Origin of the sequence: Nonomuraea sp. N2-4H, assembly GCF_045291505.1 — a bacterium.
In the GTDB taxonomy this organism is placed as follows: domain Bacteria; phylum Actinomycetota; class Actinomycetes; order Streptosporangiales; family Streptosporangiaceae; genus Nonomuraea; species Nonomuraea fastidiosa.
In genome coordinates, this window is the sequence record NZ_CP147987.1 from 1,011,631 (window position 1) to 1,029,329 (window position 17,699).

Below are 17,699 nucleotides of genomic sequence, written 5' to 3' on the forward strand. Positions count from 1 at the left end.
CCTACCCGGCTCCTGCCCGGCTGCTATCCGCAGCTCGCGTCGGGGGAGGGCGTCCAGGCGACGTTCAGGGTGAGCGTGCCGCCGGCGGTGGTGGTGCCGCCCGTGGTCTCGCCGTCGCCGGTCGCGGTGCCCGCCCACTTGACGGTGATCTTCCCGCGCCGTACGTCAGGCCAGGCGTCGCAGCGCTCCAGCCGGTCGGGGACCCGGAAGCGGGTGCCCGAGACGGTGATGCCGTCGCTGCCGGTCGCGGAGACGATCTCGCAGTCGCCGGTGCACGCCAGCGCGAACGATCCCGTACGCCGCTCGCCCAGCCACGCCGACGACGGCGACAGCTCGGCCACCGGGGCCGCGGGCTTCGGCAGGGCGCTCTTCCTGGGCACGGCCTTGATGCCCGATCCGGCGGCCTCATCGGCACCCGCACCGGACGGCTCCCGGCCCTGCACATCTCGCCCGGTCGCCTCTGGCCTGGCCTCATCGGCCTTCGACTCCCTGCCCGCCGCCTCACGTCCCGTCGTATCGGAGCCTGGCGCCTCGCGCGCCGGCTCCTGGGCCGCGCGCTGCTCCCGGCCTCCGGCTGCGGGCTGGTCGCGGCCTTGCTCTCGGAGCCGCCCGCCGCCGCCGGCGGAGCCGGGCGTCGCGCTGGACTGGGCGGCGGCCTTGCTGAGCGCCGGCTGCCCCGCCTGGCCGTTCATGAGTGCCCAGATCAGCCCGGCGGCCAGCAGGCCCACGCCGGAGATCAGCGCCAGCCTGACCACAGTCCTGATCGGGGCGCCCTGCTCGGGGTCGTCGTCGGGCGGCTCGCGCCAGTACTGCTGCCACTGCCCGCCGTCCCCGCCGGGCGGCTGGACGAAGTTCGCCACCGTGATTCCGCCGTACCGGATGACCGGGGCCTCGTGGCGCACGCCGTTGCTCTCGCCCTTGAGCGCGGTGCTGTAGACGAGCTTGTCGCCGTTCACGCCGCCCCGGAAGGGCCTGGCGCGGCTCGGCGGCGTGAACGGATGCCGCCCGCGCACCGACGGCGCCGCGATGGGCTCCCCGGGGGCCTGATCGACGGCATCGCGGCCGGTTCCGATATCAGCGCCGGTGCCTGCGCCGGTGTCCGTGTCGTACTCGGCGTACGTGGGGGCGGCCAGCGGCATCGGCATCGGCTGACGTGGCGCGGGCGGCTTCGTGATGCCCTCCAGCGGCAGCCGCGCCGCGGGGATGGTCGGGGGCTCCTGGTCGGCGGCGGCCGCGCCCGCCGCCGACCAGGGCTCTCCCGGGGTCGCCGTCGTGGGGCCGGCGACCCGGGCGGACGGCATGGCGTCGGCGACCGGCGGAGACTGCGACGACGTCTCCACCAGTGTGCGTGCCTGCACCGGGAAGCCGTCAGCCCGCCAGAGAGGTCCCTCGCCGGGCAACGGCTGCGCGGACGCCAGCCGGTTGGGAAGCGTGCCGGGCAATGTGGCGATGGGCAGGCGGCGCAGCAGCGCGGCCGCCGTCATCGTCCTGGGCGCGGCCCGGCAGGACGCGCAGGAATGGATGTGCCGGCCGATCCTGGCCCTGGCCCGGCGGCCGGGCGCGGCGACCCACGCCTCCATCCGGGCGGCCAGGTCGGGGCAGCCGTCGCGGGAGCGGGCCGCGATGATCGCGGCGAACCACTCCTCCAGGCCGGATGCGGCCCTGGCGACGATGCCGTGCACCTCGGCGGCGGGCAGCTCGAAGATCACGGCCAGCTCGGCGTCGGACAGGCCGTGCCGTACCGAGAGGTCGAGCAGCTCACGCTGCGGCCGCTCCAGCGACAGCAGGGCCTCGGGCAGCAGCTCCGACATGCGGCCGGGGCGCGACCAGGAGCCGATGCTCGCCGGTGTCGCCACGAACGCCCGGTGCGCGCGGGCCACCGCGTACAGCCAGGGGCGGCGCAGGGCGGGATCCACCACGCGGTCCGCGTACAGGTGCGCCGTGATCGCGGCGCCGGCCACGGCCTGCTCGGCGTCGCCTGCGGCGAGCTCGGTGCGGCAGTAGTCGTAAAGGCGGGCGCCGTGCTTGTCGCACAGGTCACGGATGGCCTGGCGTGCGTCGTCCGGCAGGGTTCGCCACATCCGGTGTCACCTCCTCCATTCGGTACGCGGGCGGGTGGCGGTCAAGCGTCAGGCCCTCCCCACGGCTTTGGGCACGGCGTTCTGGATCGGCTTCACGGGATGCGGCACCGGGTCGAGCAGCGACGCCTGGGCCAGGTAGGCGCGGGTGGCATCGGGGTCGCCGGCGATGGCCCGCAGCCCGGCCATGGCCGCTTCGAGCCTGGCGCTGTCACGTTCCCGCACGCCGGCGGGCCGTGTCTCGCCGCGCGGGATCACCCGGTGCATGAGCACCGAGCGCCGCCGCCACGCCCACGCCTCCAGCGCGGCCGCGGGGGCGTACCCGCCGATCACCGCCGCGATCACCTTGGCGGCCTCGGCGGCGTCGTGGATGCCCGCGTTCATGTTGAGCCCGCCGATGGTGGAGGTCGAGTGCGCCGCGTCGCCCACGAACAGCACCCGTCCGCACCGGTACGAGGTCAGCACCCCGCGCGAGAGCTGGAACCTGTCGGCCCCCGTCACCCTGATGGGCTCGGTGGCGCCCGGCAGAGACCGGCGGACCAGCAGCGACAGGTTCGACGGCGACAGTGGCTCGTGCGCCTCGCACGGCAGCTTGAAGATGATCCGCCAGTGGTCGGGCAGCGCGAGCAGCGTGCACGACTGCTGCACGTCGCGTACGTACGTCAGCGGCGCCAGGCTCGGCAGCAGCCGGTCGAGCGGCGCGTCGGTGAAGACCCGCAGCGCCTGGGCCGTGCAGGTGTTGCGGGGGAACGGCAGGCCGACGACGCCCGCACGGTGCTGTGCGCGCCGTCGGCGGCGATCATGTACCGGGCCCGCGTCCAGGTGTGGCCGACGCGGACCCGGATGCCCGTGCCGCCCTCGGCGATGCCGTCCACCTGCGTGCCGAAGCGCACGTCCACGCCGGGGTAGACGTTGAGCGCCTCCAGCAGCAGCGGCGTCAGCGCGCTCTGGTCGGCGTGAATCCTGAAGGGGTGCTTGGTCAGGCCGTCGAGCCGGTTCATGCCCATCTCGGCCAGCACGAGCCCCGACCTGTCGCGCCACTGCACCCGGTCCACCACCCGGCCGCCGGCGACCAGCCTGGCGGCCACGCCGAGGTCGGCGAGCAGGTCGAGGGTGGCGGGGTGGAAGGTGCAGGCGCGCGGCTGCCTGGGCAGCTCGGTCTCCCGCTCCAGCACGGTGACCGGGATGCCGGCCCTGGCCAGGGAGAGCGCGGCGGTCAGTCCCGCCGGCCCGGCTCCGGCGACGATGACGCCGTTCATGCCCTGCCTCCCGTGTGCGCCACCCTCCGCACGACCGTCCTGCGGTGGGGGAGGGGGCTGAACGTCACCTGCCGCCCGAACGCCCTGGACAGCGACCACCAGGCCACGCAGAGGTTGGTGGTGAGCAGCCTGCGCTCGTTGCCGGTGGTCAGCGGCCCGAGCACGGGCAGGGTCGGCAGGCCGGTGCCGGTGAACAGCAGCGCCGCGTCCTCCGGCGGCTCGGCCGACTCGACCTGGGCGATCAGCTCCTCGGGGGTGACCGCGTACGAGGAGTAGCCGTCGCTCGCGCGGATCTGCACGACCTGCGTGACGGTGACGCCGGCCGTCTTCCAGAACCGTTCGGCGAGTTCGGTCACCCACGGCTCGTACGGCGAGACCAGCACGATCTCGCTCACGCCGAGATGGTCGAGCGCTTCGCGGGTGGCCATCGTCGCCGAGGCGACCGGCAGCTTCGTCGCCGCCGTCAGCTCCATGCACTGGGCGCGGTCCTCGTCGGGGCCCAGCAGGTAGCGGGGCTCCGTGCAGGCCATGACCAGCGCGTCCAGCCGCAGGCCGCCGAAGGCGCGCGCCATCGCGGGCAGCGCGGCGTTGTAGCTCTCCAGGCGGTCGGTCAGCGCGGGCAGCGGGCTGATGGGGAGGCGGGTGACGTACATGTCGGCACGCGAGCCGAACAGCCGGGTGAGTTCCGGCTCGGCGGAGGGGTTCTCCGGCGCGACGATCACGCCGATCCTGCCGCGGCTCACAGCGTGCCCCGGACGGTGCGCATGGTCTTCCTCCTGTGCGGGAAGGCGAGAAACGGTCACGAGGCTCGGTGCCGGAGCGCCTGGTCGATCTCGGTGATGGCCTCGACGGACACCTGCCGGATGCGGCGCAGCCGGTGCACGGTGCGCGCCTGCGGAGGCGGGCCCGCCCTGTCCTCGTCGCCGTGGGGTGGCGGCGGGCCGGGCCTCACGCCCCGCGGGTGCACTTCGTGCGGTTGTGACCTGCGCGTTTCGTCGGTGAGCATGGGCGCTCCTGATCTATAGCGGGGGTCCTGATCGGTTGCGGGCGAGGTCGGGGGCCTGCGGGCGGGCGCGGCCGCGTGCCGCGTACCCGGCCGGAGGCGGCGCGCCGTGCGGCGAGGAGCCGGCGCGGGACCGCCGGCCCCTCCTCCGCCGCGCGCTGAGATCGTCGTCCGGTCTCACGTCCCGCCGCCACGGCGACCCGCACCAGCGCCGTGGCGGCGAGCAGAACGGCGGCCGGCGGGACGGCCGAGGGCCCGTGCCCTGGCACTGCCGCCCGCCGGGACGGCCGGTCGATCGGCTCTGTGGCGCCCGCCCTGCCGATCGACCCGCCGATGCCGCGAAGATGAAGCCGGCCCCAGGCGCTACCCCTCGAGTTGGCCAGCACGCCAGCCGCTACCGCGCTGGCCAACAGCACCGCGCCGACTGAGTCGGGCACGTGCCGCACGGTGCCGGAGGGGCGGGGAAGCGCCGGGGCCGGCGCTGGGTGCGCTGCCACCGTTCCCGCACTGTCGGCGTACGGGCTTGGCAGGCCGCGCGCGGCCCGCACCCTCCCGTCGCCTGATGGCAGCGCCGGCATTCCGGCGCCTGCGCTCGTGCGCACCGGCGCGCCGCCCGAAGGCGGCCGGCCGGTCGAGTGAGCGCCGGTGTACGGCGCGAGCGAGGCGGAGAACCGCGCCGCGGCGCCGATGTCGGGACGGGACCCGTGAGGACGCCGGCCGTCGCCACGGAACCCGTCAGGACGGAAGCCATCCGAACGGGGCCGCCCTCCCCGCTGTCCTGGCCGGGGTGCGGCCGTGATGACCGCGGTCGCGCCCGTGCCTCGTGTGGTCGTCATCGGGCCGTCACCGCTCTCGCGGCCACGTTCGGGACGCTGACGCAGACCATGCGCTCCGTCAGCCCGGCACCGTGTGCCACCAAGCGGGGCCCGGCCGTCCGCGTACGCACCGGTCCCGCACCACCGGCGACCGTACGCGCGACCTTCGAGGCCAGGACGAGGTGCTCGCCGCAGCGCCGGGCCACCTTGGCCTCGAGACCGGCCACCTGCGCCAGCCTCAGCCGCATCGGCTCCAGCGACGACCGGCGTTCGAGCCCTTCGAGGTCGGCCAGCCTGGCGGGCCAGCGCAGCGCGTCGGCGCAGCGGGCCTCGACCTCGGCGGGCACGTCCCGCGCAGGGTGCCCGTCGTGGCACAGCCGGGTGGCGAGCATGACGGCGGTGAACGCCGTCTTGTCGAAGTCGGCCAGCCGTCCCTTGAGGGCCGCGCCCAGCATCCTGACGCGGTGGCTCAGGCAGACCGCACTCCACCCGAGCAACAGCAGCCGTTCCGGTCCCGTCTCCGTGTGCCAGCCGGCCAGCCGCAGCTCGCGGGCCATCCGGTGGTAGTAGCGCCAGCGGTGACGGGGGCTGTCCAGCCAGACCTGGAGGCCGCCCAGAGGCAGCTCGGCGACATGAACCTCGTCGCCCGCCTCATGCCCGGCCACGCGGGCGCAGATGCGGCGCACCGCCTGTTCCTGCCCGGCGGAGACCGGATCCTCCAGGAACCGGGAACCATCCCGGTGCTCCATGGTCATGTCCGGTGCCACCTCCTTACCCGGGGAACTCTCCAGAACCCGTAGGCTGTTAAGCCACAGTTACCACGCACTCCTGATAGTCCGCTTATATGGTGGGATATGTCAACTCACAGTTTGCGAATAAGTTGATACCCCTTCGCGTGGCAGAGCTTGCCCGCATGGCAGGGGACACCGGGCCCCGCGTCCCTTACGCTGGAAAAGTTCACGGGCGGTAGGAGGTGCGCCGTGGCGAACTTCGCCGAGCGGCTCGATCTCGCGCTGACCAAGCGCGGTTACACCGGCGCGCAGGTCGCCGCCGCCCTGACGGAGGCCGGCATCCCGATCACGCGCGCCTACATCAGCCAGCTGCGCACCGGCAAGCAGACCAACCCGACGCTCCAGGTGCTCAGGGCGCTGGCCTCGTGCCTGCAAGTGAGCGTGGGCTGGCTGGTCGGTGACGACTACCTCGAATCGGGCTCGGTCGAAGACCTGCAACTGCGGGCCGCCTCACTCGGGCTGGCCGCGTCCGGGCTGTCGGAGAGCTCGCTCGAAGTGCTGCGCGGCGTGGTCGAGCTGGCGCGCAAGGCCGAGGGCCTGCCGGAGGAGCCCGAGCGCGAGCGCACCGCCGACATCCCCGACGCGGTCGCGCCGCTGAGCGACCCGCAGCGCCGGGCGCTCGGCAAGCGGCTGCACGGCCTGCGCGTGTCCGCCGGGCTCTCGGCCGAGCAGGTCGAGACCGCGCTCGGCAAGGGCGCCGCGGCGATCCCCGCCATCGAGGAGGGCCGCATCGCGCCCGCGCCCATCACGGTCGAGCGCCTGCTTACCCTTTACGGCGTCACCGCGCCGCCCATCCGCGAGTACGTCCTGAGCCTGGCCAGGGGTGAACGCGAGGCCGCCTGGTACGACGCCCAGACGGTGCCGGTCTGGCTGGCCACCGGCTACGCGCTCGAACAGCGCGCCACCGTGATCCGCAGCTACCACACCCAGTTCGTCCCGCCGCTGCTGCAGACCGAGGAGTACGCGCGGGCCGCCATCACCGTGGCCGGCCCCGCCACCTACGGCCAGCAGACCGTCGACGAGGCCGTGGCCCTCGTCATGGCCCGCCAGGAGGCGCTGCCCCGCGACAACGGGCTGGTGCTGTGGGCCGTGATCGACGAGAGCGTGCTGACCCGCTCGATCGTCGGGCGGCACGTCCAGCTGCGCCAGCTCGACATGCTCCTTGAGCATGCCAAGCGGCCCAACGTCTCGCTGCACGTGGTGCCGATGGACGATCCCGTGTACGTGCCGCGCACCGGGCCGTTCACGATCTGGCGCTTCGCCGAGGCGTACGAGCCCGACATCGCCTGCGTCCACGGCATCGAGTCCGACACGCTGATCAGCGACGCGGCCTCGGTGGAGGTGTACCACCAGGCGTTCACCAAGCTGTCGGTGACGACGACCACCCGGGACGAGACGTTCGAGGTGCTCAACCAGCATCGCGAAAGGCTTTCGCGTTCGCTCGGGAAATGAGCGGCTTACCGCCGCACTAGATCTTTCACGCCGCGCCGCTTTCCGCCTGCCGGAAAGGTCGCTTCCTGCCGGTTGAATCGTCGAATACCGGGCCGCGCGCCACCCTGCCGAGATCGCCCTGGTTGGGCGGAGTAACCGCCTTGCGAGATCGTTCGTGCCGCGTCGCGCGCCTGCCCCACGAGATCGTTGATGCGGGGCCGTACCCCGTCCCGTGAGATCGTTGTGCCGGGACCGCGCGCCTGCCCCGTGAGGTCGTTGACGCAGGACCGCACTCCTGCCCCGTGAGGTCGTTGATGCGGGGCCGCACTCCCGCCCTGTGAGGTCGTTGATGCGGGGCCGCTTCCCGCCTGCGAGATCGTTTATGCCGGGGATGGGGTAACTGACATATACCCAAAACCAATAGTTTTTCCGGTTGTTTTTCCCGGTCTGCGGGGGATCATAAGGCTTGGGTCATCGAGTGGGGTCCGTAAGGACAACTTTCTCCGAGATTGTGGGCGAGGGGAAAGGGGCAACACTCAATGCGTCAGCGTGCCATCCGAAATCTGGCGAAGCTGGAGCTGACCCAAGCGAGAGTCACCCGGATTCTCGACGCCGCGGCCGGCGGGAAGAACCATTTCTCGGCCGATCGTGACGTCGTGCGGCGCTACGACCAGGCCGCACCCGTCACCACCACGGCCGCCCGTGCCGTGCTGCGGTTCCTGACCCGGGTGGTCCACCACCTGGCGCTCCAGGGAGTGGACCAGTTCGTGATCGTCGGCAGCGGGGTGCCCAGCGGCCTGCCGCCGGGCCGGCAGTTGCACGACGTCGCGCGCAGGGGGCTGGCCGCGTCCGTGCCTCGCGTGGTCTACGTCGAGAACGACCCGATGGTGCTGGCCGGCGCGCGCGCCACCATCGAGCCCATCACCGATTGCGTCCGCGTCGTCGAAGGCGACCTGAGCGAGATCGACGAGGTGCTCGACGACCCCGTGCTGCAGACGTTCCTCGACTGGGACCGGCCCATGGCCGTGCTGCTGCTGTCGGCCTACAGCCTCAACGACGACGAGTACTTCCACTACGTGATCAAACGTATCCGCCAGGTGGCCCCCGAGCAGAGCTACCTGACGCTGGTGCAGACCACGTTCGACGCCATACCCGCCGAGCTGCTGCCGGCCATCCACGACCTGCTGGCGATGACGCTGCCGGGGCACGCCGTACGCACCCGGGAAGAGGTCAAGGCGCTGCTCGAGGGTCTGAACCTGGTCGAGCCGGGGCTGGTGTGGGTCCCGGACTGGCGGCCCGACGCCCTGGAGGACTGCGATCCCGGCGCGTCCGGCACGTACGGGGCCGTCGCGCACATCCCATGACGCGGACGGCGGGGCCGGACAAGAACCGGCCCCCGCGCGAACGGCCCCTTCGAGCGGGGCCCGGTCGGCCCGGCCCGGCCCGGTCCGGTGGGCTCAGTCCCACCAGAACGACCAGGCGTGTCCCCCGATGATCTGCTCGGCGTACCCCTGCAGGTCGCCCGGCCCCTGCACCACGTTGTCAGGACAGAACGTCCAGTGCTCGGCCGCCACGTGCAGCGCGTGATCGGGATCGACCGGCGGCGCCGCCACGCTCAGGTCGAGCGTGTTGAACCCGACGCTCACCACGCGCGCCCCGAAGCGGTCCTCCCAGCTCCGCACGACCGCGGCCATCGGCACCATCCACTCGTTGTGGTGCAGCGCCCCCTGCCAGCCCATGACGGCCAGCGCGTCGGCGCCCCTGCCGGCCGCGACCAGCCCCAGCGGCATCCCCTTGGCCGCGAGCTCGCCGGCCAGCCACTCGGCCACCGCCTCGGGATCGGCCCGCAGCTTGCCGGGCGGTGCGGGACCCGGACAGATCGCGCCGAACGGCTCTAACTCCGACAGCGCCTCAGGCGGCATCTGCGCCACCCACTCCTCCCACACCTCGGCCATGAAGCCCTCGGCGGTGAAGTGGTCGATCTGGCGGGGATCGTCCGGCACGACCTGCCCGACCCCCCATGGCTGCGCCGACTCGTCCAGCAGCAGCGGCCACAGACCACTGTGCGGGTGCCATTCGCGCAGCAGCGCCCAGTCGGCGCCGGTCGCATGGTCATCGCTCATCCAGAACGCCGGTCGCGGTGCCTTGCCCTGCCCGGTGTAGCCGGGGTCCGGCCAGACGACGTCGCCGGGAGGCAGCGTGATGGGCAGTCTCCTCCCCCTGCCGCCGTCGGCGAACAGCTGGCACAGCTCGCGTGGCAGCTGATGATCGCTCATGCCCTACCGTTCCGATACCGAATGCTGTCTCGGAGATGGTAGTGCGGCCGGTCGTCTCGGCACCTGCGGCGGGGGCAGGGGTTGCGCGCACCGGGCAGAATGGTGGGCTGTGATCCCCTTCGACGCGGTTCTCACCGACTTCGACGGCGTGCTGCGCCACTTCGACCACGCTGCCCAGGCCGAGATCGAGGCCCGTTACGGCCTGCCGCTCATCAAGACGGCCTTCGACCCCGAGCTGATCATGCCGGCCACGCTCGGCCGGCGCACCGAGGCCGAATGGGCCGAGTCGATCGCGGTGGCCCTGGGCGGCGACGAGCGCGCCCGGCAGGCGGTGGCCGAGTTCATCGAGATCAGGTTCTGGGTGGACGAGCAGGTCAAGGAGCTGCTCGCCCGGGTGCAGGCGCACGTGCCCGTGGTCATCGTGACCAACGCCATGGACACCCTGGAGTCGCACATCGACATGCTCGGGCTCACGTACTTCGCCGACGCCGTGGTCAGCAGCGCCAGGGTCGGCGTGGCCAAGCCCGACCGGCGCATCTACGAGATCGCCGCCGAGCAGGCGGGTGCCGCGCCGGAGCGCTGCCTGTTCGTGGACGACCGGCTGCAGAACGTCGAGGCGGCCAGGGCGCTCGGCATGACCGGCGTCCACTACCGCACGTTCGACGATCTCGCCGCAGTGCTGGGTTGAACCGGGCCGGGTCGAACCGGGCCGGCCTGAATCGGGCAGGCCTGAATCGGGCCGGCCTGAATCGGGCCGGGTTGCATCGGGCGGGGATGAGCGGCGCCGGATTGAACCGGGCCGGGATGAGTGGGGTGGGGCGCCGCGCGATCGGGCGCCAGGAGCGAGCGGGCGTCTCCGGCGCGGCTCGCGCCGTCCGCGCCGGAGACCTTCCGGCCGCCGTCCCCCGCCCCTGCGGGCGGGCTGCGCTCCTCGCCGGGCTGGAGGAACGGCGGCTGAGCGCCGGTCAGTACCCGCCGTAGGGATTCTGGGAGGGGGGCCGGGTGGCTGGGGCGCTCGTCTTCTGGCCCGACGGCTTCGGCGCAGCGGCCGCCCCGTTCGAGCTGACCTTCGTGCCCTTCGGCGCGATCACGCCGATCAGGCCGTGCTTGGTGCCGTCGATGCCGGCGGAGAACCACAGGGCCTTCTCGCCGCCGGTCGCCGCGGTGCCGGGCTCCAGGTCCCACAGACCGGGCAGCACGATCGGCTTGCCCGCGGAGTCGCGCAGCGCGCCGAGGTGACGGCCCCGCTTGTACGCGTGCACGGTGCCGTCGCCGAAGTTGCCGACGAGCAGCGCGCCCGCGTACTCGCCCCAGCCCTTGGGCGCGGCGGTCAGACCCCAGGGGGCGTTGAGCCCGGCCCGGGAGATGCGCCCGGTGAGCCGCCCGTTGGCGTTGAACCGGCTGACGAAGCCCTTGCCGTCGCCGAAGACCGGCTTGCCGGTCTTCGGGTCGCGCAGGGCGTAGGCGACCCAGATGTTGCCGTTGACCACCGCCACGTTGTAGGCCTTGTAGCCCTTGGGCAGCGCCGAGTCCCTGAACTGCCAGCGGGCCAGCTTGACGCGCCGGAAGTCCTGGTCGAAGGCGTGGATGCGGCCACTGGCGAAGTCGGCAGCCAGCAGGAACGCCTCGTCCTCGGTCTGGACGAGCTCCAGCCCCTTGTAGTCGGCGCCGCGGGTGAAGGCCGCGATGATCGCGTTGGCCGGGTCGACCTCCGCGTTCCAGCCGGTGATGGCGCCGCTCGGGCTGGAGAAGATGAACGTGGCCGGCTTGCCCTTGACGGTGAAGCCGTTGCCGGGATTGAACACCTGGCCGGTCGGGGCTCCGCCCGGGATCGCCACCTCCGTCTTCTCCTTCTTGCCGGTGCCGGAGTAGACGGTGGCGGTGCTGGTCCCGGTGTTCGAGACCCACAGAGTCTTGCCCATGGCCAGGCCCCACGGGTTGACGACCTTGGGGTCGGTGACAGGGGCTTTGCCCTTGACGTCCGACACAAGGTTGATGACGTCGAAACGCGTCCTGGTGGTGGCGTGTGCGGGAGTGGTGAGAGTCGCTCCCAGAACGACCGCAACAGCGCAGAGTGTGATGATGCGTGGCCGCATCCGGTGCCTCCTAATGAGCGCTTGTGACGCGAGATACGTGGGCGGCGGGTAGCGGGTTCAGCCGGACCGGAAATGGAGTTCTCAGCCGTCCTGAGGGGGAGAGGAAAAGCATGAAAGTCTTGGGCATCGACATCGGCGGTTCCGGCATCAAGGGCGCGCCGGTCGACACGGAGACCGGTGAATTGGTGGAGGAGCGGCTGCGCATTGCCACGCCTGAGCCGTCGGGGCCGGACCCGGTGGCCGGAGTGGTGAGCGCGATCAAAGAACATTTCGACTGGAACGGTCCCGTCGGCGTGACCTTTCCCGGCGTCGTCGTGGGCGGTGTGGTGCGCTCGGCGGCCAACATCGACCGCTCGTGGATCGGCGTGGACGCGGCCCGGCTGTTCGGCGGCGCGACCGTGCTCAACGACGCCGACGCGGCGGGCCTGGCCGAGATGCGCTTCGGCGAGGGGCGCGGGCGGCAGGGGACGGTGCTGGTGCTCACGTTCGGCACCGGCATCGGCAGCGCGCTGTTCACCGACGGGGTGCTCGTGCCCAACACCGAGCTGGGGCACCTGGAGCTGCGCGGCAAGGACGCCGAGCACCGCGCCTCCGCCAGGGTGCGCGAGGAGCACGACCTGAGCTGGGAGAAGTGGGCGGGGCGGGTGGAGGAGTACCTGCGGCACGTCGAGATGCTGTTCTCGCCCTCGCTGATCATCATCGGCGGCGGTGTGAGCAGGAAGGCCGAGAAGTTCCTGCCGCACGTGAAGCTCGACACGCCCATCGTGCCCGCCGGTCTGCAGAACCAGGCCGGCATCATCGGCGCCGCCCACGCCGCCGCCGGACGCGCATAGCCGCCGCAAGCGTCCGGCCGCGCGACGGCCGCGCATAGCCGCCGCAAGCCCCCGGACGCGTGACGGCCGCTGCAGGCCCGTCGCGCGCCGAGGTCTTTCACGGACGTGGTGCCCGAGCCGGTCACCGCGAGCAGGCCCGTCGCGCGCGCCGGGCCTTTCACTTCACGCCGGCGGCGTCAGCCTCCGAGGGCCTCGGCCATGGTGGCGAGGCGGCGCGCCAGCGCCTCCGCCTCCTCCGGGGTCATGGGGGAGTTCATCCGCTGCTCGACGGCCGTCACATCGGCCCTGGCCGCATCCAGGCGCCGCCGCCCCTCCTCGGTGAGCCGGGCGGGCAGCGCCCGGCCCGACGGGGCCGTCGCGGGCCGCTCGACGAGCCCGGCCTCCTGCAGGTGCTGCAGCAGCACGTTCATCGACTGCCGGGTGACGAACGTGCCGCGCGCCAGCTCGGCGTTCGACATGCCGGGCCGCTGCCTGAGCAGCTCCAGGCACGAGTACTGCGGGGTGGTCAGCCCGTGGGCGCGCAACGCGTCGTCCATGGCCGCCCGCAGGGCCGCCTGCACCCGCTTGAGCTGGTAACCCACGCTGAGATCGAGGTCCTCTTGCGCCATGTCAGCATTCTGACATACAGTGTCTATGTCAAATTCCTGACATTGCAGAGGAGACACCATGACCGCCATCGGAATCGACTTCGTCGCCCTCCAGGTCCGTGACCTCGACAGGGCCGCCGAGTTCTACGAGAGCCGCCTCGGCCTCAAGCGCGCCCCCTCCGCCCCGCCCGGCGCCGTGGTCTTCGCCACCGAGCCCGTTCCCTTCGCCGTACGGGAGCCGCTCCCCGGCGTCGAGCTGCCCGAGCGCCCCGGCACCGGCGCCGTCCTGTGGTTCGCCGCCGACGACGCCCAGAAGCTGCACGACGAGCTCAAGGAGGCCGGCGTGCCGATCGTGGCGCCGCCGGCGGACGGCCCGTTCGGGCGCGTGTTCAGCTTCGCCGACCCCGACGGCTACGTGATCACCGTGCACACACGCTAGGGCGGCGATATTTGGGATGCGCGCGGCGGGCGCGTGGGGCAGCATGGACGGTTGGCTCCGGTGACGCGGGGCTCAAATATCCTGAAAGCAGTATGGGAACGCCTTCGTTGTCCTCGCCGTCCACACCTTCCCACCAGGCCCACCAGGCCCGACCGGCCCGTGCCGATCGGCCGGCCCGGCCTTCCGGATCCCTCGCGGAGATCCAGGCCCGCCTGCCCGAGCTCATGCCGCGCGACCAGCGGCGGCTGCGGCGCAGGCTCGACGGCATGCGCCGGGTGCGCTCCCGCGACGCGCGCGACAAGATCGCCGCCGAGATCCTCGCCGACGTGGAGCGTGCCGAGCAGCGCCTCGAACGCCGCCGCGCGGCCGTGCCGGCGGTGACGTACCCGGAGAACCTTCCGGTCTCGCAGCGCAAGGACGACATCCTCGACGCCATCCGCGACAACCAGGTCGTGATCATCGCCGGCGAGACGGGCTCCGGCAAGACCACCCAGATCCCGAAGATCTGCCTGGAGCTCGGGCGGGGCGTACGCGGTGTGATCGGCCACACCCAGCCCCGCCGCATCGCCGCCCGCACGGTCGCCGAGCGCGTGGCCGAAGAGCTCGGCACCGAGCTGGGCGAGGTGGTCGGCTACAAGGTCCGCTTCACCGACCAGGCGAGCGACCGCACCCTGGTCAAGCTGATGACCGACGGCATCCTGCTGGCCGAGCTGCAGAACGACCGCATGCTCGACCAGTACGACACGCTGATCATCGACGAGGCCCACGAGCGCAGCCTCAACATCGACTTCATCCTGGGCTACCTGAAACAGCTGCTGCCCAAGCGCCCCGACCTCAAGGTCATCATCACCAGCGCCACCATCGACCCCGAGCGCTTCTCCCGCCACTTCGACGACGCGCCCATCATCGAGGTCTCCGGCCGCACGTACCCGGTCGAGGTGCGCTACCGCCCGCTGGGCGACGACGACGACCAGACGCAGGGCATCGTCGACGCCTGCCGCGAGCTGATCGGCGAGGGCCCCGGCGACATCCTGGTGTTCCTGTCCGGCGAGCGGGAGATCCGCGACGCCGCCGACGCCCTGGGCAAGGCCGAGTTCCGCAACACCGAGGTGCTGCCGCTGTACGCCCGGCTGAGCGCCGCCGAGCAGCACCGCGTCTTCCAGCCCCACACCGGCCGCCGCATCGTGCTGGCCACCAACGTCGCCGAGACGTCCCTGACCGTGCCCGGCATCAAATACGTCGTCGACCCCGGGTACGCGCGCATCTCCCGCTACAGCCACCGCACGAAGGTGCAGCGGCTGCCGATCGAGCCGATCTCGCAGGCCAGCGCCAACCAGCGCAAGGGCCGCTCCGGCCGTACGTCCGAGGGCATCTGCATCCGGCTGTACGAGGAGGAGGACTTCCTCAACCGGCCGGAGTTCACCGACCCCGAGATCCTGCGCACCAACCTGGCCTCCGTCATCCTGCAGATGACCTCCATCGGGCTGGGCGACATCGAGGCGTTCCCGTTCGTCGAGCCGCCGGACCGCCGCCAGGTCAAGGACGGCATCAACCTCCTGCACGAGCTGGGCGCGTTCGACGCGGGCAACAAGCTCACCCCGATCGGCCGCAAGCTCGCCCAGCTCCCCGTGGACCCGCGCCTTGGCCGCATGGTGCTGGAGGCGGAGAAGAACGGCTGCCTGCGCGAGGTCATGGTGATCGCCGCCGCGCTGTCCATCCAGGACCCGCGCGAGCGCCCCGCCGACAAGCAGCAGCAGGCCGACGAGAAGCACCGCCGCTTCGCCGACCCCGAGTCGGACTTCATGGCCTACGTCAACCTGTGGAACTACCTGCGCGACAAGCAGAAAGAGCTGTCCTCCAGCGCGTTCCGCCGGCTGTGCAAGGCCGAGTTCCTCAACTACCTGCGCGTGCGCGAGTGGCAGGACATCTACAGCCAGCTCCGCCAGACGCTCGGCGTCCAGCCCAACAGCCGGCCCGCCGACCCGCAGCAGATCCACGCCTCGCTGCTGGTCGGCCTGCTGTCCCACATCGGCGTCAAAGACGTGCTGGACAAGCAGCGCGATCAGGGCGGCCGCCGGCCGATCCAGGAGTACATCGGCGCGCGCAACGCCCGCTTCGCCATCTTCCCCGGCTCCGCGCTGGCGAAGAAGCAGCCGCAGTGGGTCATGTCGGCCGAGCTGGTCGAGACCTCGCGCCTGTGGGCCAGGGTCAACGCCAAGATCGAGCCCGAGTGGGTCGAGCCGCTCGCCCAGCACCTGGTCAAGCGCACCTACTCCGAGCCCCACTGGGAGAAGAAGCAGGGCGCGGTGATCGCCCTGGAGAAGGTCACGCTGTACGGCGTGCCGCTCGTCGTCGGCCGCAAGGTCAACTACGGCCGCATCGACCCCGACCTGTCGCGCGAGCTGTTCATCAGGCACGCGCTGGTCGAGGGCGACTGGGACACCCACCACAAGTTCCTCAAGGAGAACCGCCGGCTGCTCGGCGAGGTCGAGGAGCTGGAGAATCGCGCACGCCGCCGCGACATCCTCGTGGACGACGAGACGCTCTTCGACTTCTACGACCAGCGGGTGCCCGCCGACGTCGTCTCGGCCCGCCACTTCGACGCCTGGTGGAAGAAGGCGAGCAAGGAGCAGCCCGACCTGCTCACGTTCTCGCCCGAGATGCTGGTCAACGAGGGCGCCGACGTCAGCGCCCGCGACTACCCCGACACCTGGAAGCAGCTCGGTCAGCGGATGAAGCTGACCTACCAGTTCGAGCCGGGGGCCGACGCCGACGGCGTCACCGTCCACGTGCCGCTGGCGCTGCTCAACCAGATCACCTCCGACGGCTTCGACTGGCAGATCCCCGGCCTGCGCGAAGAGCTGATCACCGCGCTGATCCGGTCGCTGCCGAAGAACCTGCGGCGCAACTTCGTACCCGCGCCCAACTACGCCAAGCAGGTGCTGGCCGGGGTCAAGCCGGGCGGCGAGCCGCTGCTGGAAGCCGTCGAGCGCGAGCTGTTCAAGCTCACCGGGGTACGCGTGCCGCGCGACGCCTGGCAGCTCGACCAGGTGCCCGACCACCTGCGCATCACGTACCGGGTGATCGACGAGAAGCGGCGCACGGTGGCCGAGGGCAAAGACCTCGACGAGCTCAAGCGCCGCCTGGCCCCGCGCCTGCGCGAGACGCTCTCCCAGGCCGGTGACGACCTCGAGCAGACCGGCCTGCACACGTGGAGCTTCGGCACCCTGCCCAAGGTGTTCGAGCAGGGACGCATGAAGGGCTATCCGGCGCTCGTGGACGCCGGCGACTCCGTCTCCATCAAGATCTTCGAGACCGAGGCGGAGCAGCGCCGCTCCCACTGGCCGGGCGTGCGCCGCCTGCTCCTGCTCAACGTCACCAACCCCGCCAGGTCCCTGCTCGGCGGCCTGTCCAACCAGGCCAAGCTGGCCCTGTCGCGCAGCCCGCACGGCGGCGCGGTGGCGCTGTTCGACGACGTGATCAACGCGGCGGTCGACAAGCTCATGCTGGAGGCGGGCGGCGCCGTCTGGGAGCCGGACGCCTACGACCGCCTCTACCAGCACGTCCGCGCCAACCTGTACGACACCGCGAGCGACGTGCTGGCCAAGGTCGAGCAGATCCTCAGCGTCTGGCACGAGGCGGGGGTCCGGCTGGAGTCCCTGCGCCCGAGCGCCGCCACCGACGACGTACGCGACCAGCTCGGCAGGCTCGTCTATCCCGGCTTCGTCACCGCCACCGGCTATCGCAGGCTGCCCGACGTGCTGCGCTACCTGCGCGCCATCGACCGCCGCCTCACCAAGCTGCCCGAGGACCCGTGGCGCGACGAGGAGTGGATGGACCGCGTCCACAAGGTCGAGGACGACTATGACGAGCTGCTGGACAAGCTGCCTCCGGCGCGGCGGAACGACCCCGACGTGGTGGAGATCCGGTGGATGATCGAGGAGCTGCGGGTGAGCTTCTTCGCCCAGACCCTCGGCACCCCCACGCCCGTCTCGGAGAAGCGCATCGCCAAGGCGATGGACCGGCTCCTGCCCTGAGCTTTGGCGCGGTCGCCGACACGCCCGGCGCGTGAGAGAATCGCCCCTTGCGTC

15 protein-coding genes are annotated in these 17,699 nt (G+C 71.9%); 6 read left to right on the top strand and 9 right to left on the bottom strand.

Annotated elements, in window-relative coordinates; all coding sequences use genetic code 11:
- Positions 1 to 23: 23 nt before the first annotated feature.
- The 6 genes from WBK31_RS04660 to WBK31_RS04685 form a co-directional block, all read right to left on the bottom strand.
- Positions 24 to 2,081, bottom strand: a complete 2,058-nt coding sequence (locus tag WBK31_RS04660) for a hypothetical protein (protein WP_406674367.1) — start codon at positions 2,079 to 2,081, stop codon at positions 24 to 26.
- A gap of 48 nt (positions 2,082 to 2,129) precedes the next feature.
- A complete protein-coding gene (locus tag WBK31_RS04665) occupies positions 2,130 to 2,726 on the bottom strand; it encodes an FAD-dependent oxidoreductase (protein ID WP_406674368.1) in 597 nt (198 codons plus the stop codon).
- A 14-nt stretch (positions 2,727 to 2,740) separates the two neighbouring features.
- Complete coding sequence (locus WBK31_RS04670) at positions 2,741 to 3,337, bottom strand: FAD-dependent oxidoreductase (protein WP_406674369.1); 597 nt, start codon at positions 3,335 to 3,337, stop codon at positions 2,741 to 2,743.
- Positions 3,334 to 4,080 carry a hypothetical protein gene (locus WBK31_RS04675; RefSeq protein WP_378784572.1) on the bottom strand — a complete coding sequence of 249 codons (747 nt, stop codon included), beginning with the start codon at positions 4,078 to 4,080 and terminating at the stop codon, positions 3,334 to 3,336. Before WBK31_RS04675 ends, WBK31_RS04670 begins: the two co-directional genes overlap by 4 nt.
- 56 nt (positions 4,081 to 4,136) lie before the next feature.
- A complete protein-coding gene (locus WBK31_RS04680; RefSeq protein ID WP_364066815.1) occupies positions 4,137 to 4,343 on the bottom strand; it encodes a hypothetical protein in 207 nt (68 codons plus the stop codon).
- Between the two features lie 829 nt (positions 4,344 to 5,172).
- Positions 5,173 to 5,910 carry a hypothetical protein gene (locus tag WBK31_RS04685; RefSeq protein WP_364066813.1) on the bottom strand — a complete coding sequence of 246 codons (738 nt, stop codon included), beginning with the start codon at positions 5,908 to 5,910 and terminating at the stop codon, positions 5,173 to 5,175.
- Positions 5,911 to 6,135: 225 nt separating this feature from the next.
- On the opposite strand from WBK31_RS04685, the gene WBK31_RS04690 reads away from it, so the two are divergent.
- Positions 6,136 to 7,398, top strand: coding sequence for a Scr1 family TA system antitoxin-like transcriptional regulator (locus WBK31_RS04690; RefSeq protein WP_364066811.1), 1,263 nt, complete (start codon positions 6,136 to 6,138; stop codon positions 7,396 to 7,398).
- Positions 7,399 to 7,916: 518 nt separating this feature from the next.
- Positions 7,917 to 8,741, top strand: coding sequence for an SAM-dependent methyltransferase (locus tag WBK31_RS04695; protein WP_364066809.1), 825 nt, complete (start codon positions 7,917 to 7,919; stop codon positions 8,739 to 8,741).
- 93 nt (positions 8,742 to 8,834) lie between these two features.
- On the opposite strand, the gene WBK31_RS04700 is transcribed toward WBK31_RS04695, so the two are convergent.
- Complete coding sequence (locus WBK31_RS04700; RefSeq protein WP_364066807.1) at positions 8,835 to 9,653, bottom strand: DUF4253 domain-containing protein; 819 nt, start codon at positions 9,651 to 9,653, stop codon at positions 8,835 to 8,837.
- Positions 9,654 to 9,762: 109 nt separating this feature from the next.
- Here WBK31_RS04700 and WBK31_RS04705 point away from each other — a divergent pair, with 109 nt between their 5' ends.
- Positions 9,763 to 10,341 carry an HAD-IA family hydrolase gene (locus tag WBK31_RS04705; protein ID WP_364066805.1) on the top strand — a complete coding sequence of 193 codons (579 nt, stop codon included), beginning with the start codon at positions 9,763 to 9,765 and terminating at the stop codon, positions 10,339 to 10,341.
- Between the two features lie 277 nt (positions 10,342 to 10,618).
- Here WBK31_RS04705 and WBK31_RS04710 read toward each other — a convergent pair whose 3' ends face one another.
- Positions 10,619 to 11,641 carry a TIGR03118 family protein gene (locus WBK31_RS04710; protein ID WP_406674370.1) on the bottom strand — a complete coding sequence of 341 codons (1,023 nt, stop codon included), beginning with the start codon at positions 11,639 to 11,641 and terminating at the stop codon, positions 10,619 to 10,621.
- 218 nt (positions 11,642 to 11,859) lie between these two features.
- On the opposite strand from WBK31_RS04710, the gene ppgK reads away from it, so the two are divergent.
- The gene (gene ppgK, locus WBK31_RS04715) at positions 11,860 to 12,582 is read left to right on the top strand and encodes a polyphosphate--glucose phosphotransferase (protein ID WP_378784565.1); all 723 of its coding nucleotides are present in this window, start codon (positions 11,860 to 11,862) and stop codon (positions 12,580 to 12,582) included.
- Positions 12,583 to 12,758: 176 nt separating this feature from the next.
- Here the strand turns inward: ppgK and WBK31_RS04720 are convergent, their stop codons facing one another.
- Positions 12,759 to 13,190 carry a MarR family transcriptional regulator gene (locus WBK31_RS04720; protein ID WP_364066799.1) on the bottom strand — a complete coding sequence of 144 codons (432 nt, stop codon included), beginning with the start codon at positions 13,188 to 13,190 and terminating at the stop codon, positions 12,759 to 12,761.
- Between the two features lie 58 nt (positions 13,191 to 13,248).
- Between WBK31_RS04720 and WBK31_RS04725 the strand changes: the two genes are divergently transcribed.
- Positions 13,249 to 13,608 carry a VOC family protein gene (locus tag WBK31_RS04725; RefSeq protein ID WP_364066797.1) on the top strand — a complete coding sequence of 120 codons (360 nt, stop codon included), beginning with the start codon at positions 13,249 to 13,251 and terminating at the stop codon, positions 13,606 to 13,608.
- A 92-nt stretch (positions 13,609 to 13,700) separates the two neighbouring features.
- Positions 13,701 to 17,645 (top strand): ATP-dependent RNA helicase HrpA, encoded by a 3,945-nt coding sequence (gene hrpA, locus WBK31_RS04730; protein WP_406674371.1) that lies wholly within the window; start codon positions 13,701 to 13,703, stop codon positions 17,643 to 17,645.
- Positions 17,646 to 17,699: the final 54 nt, after the last annotated feature.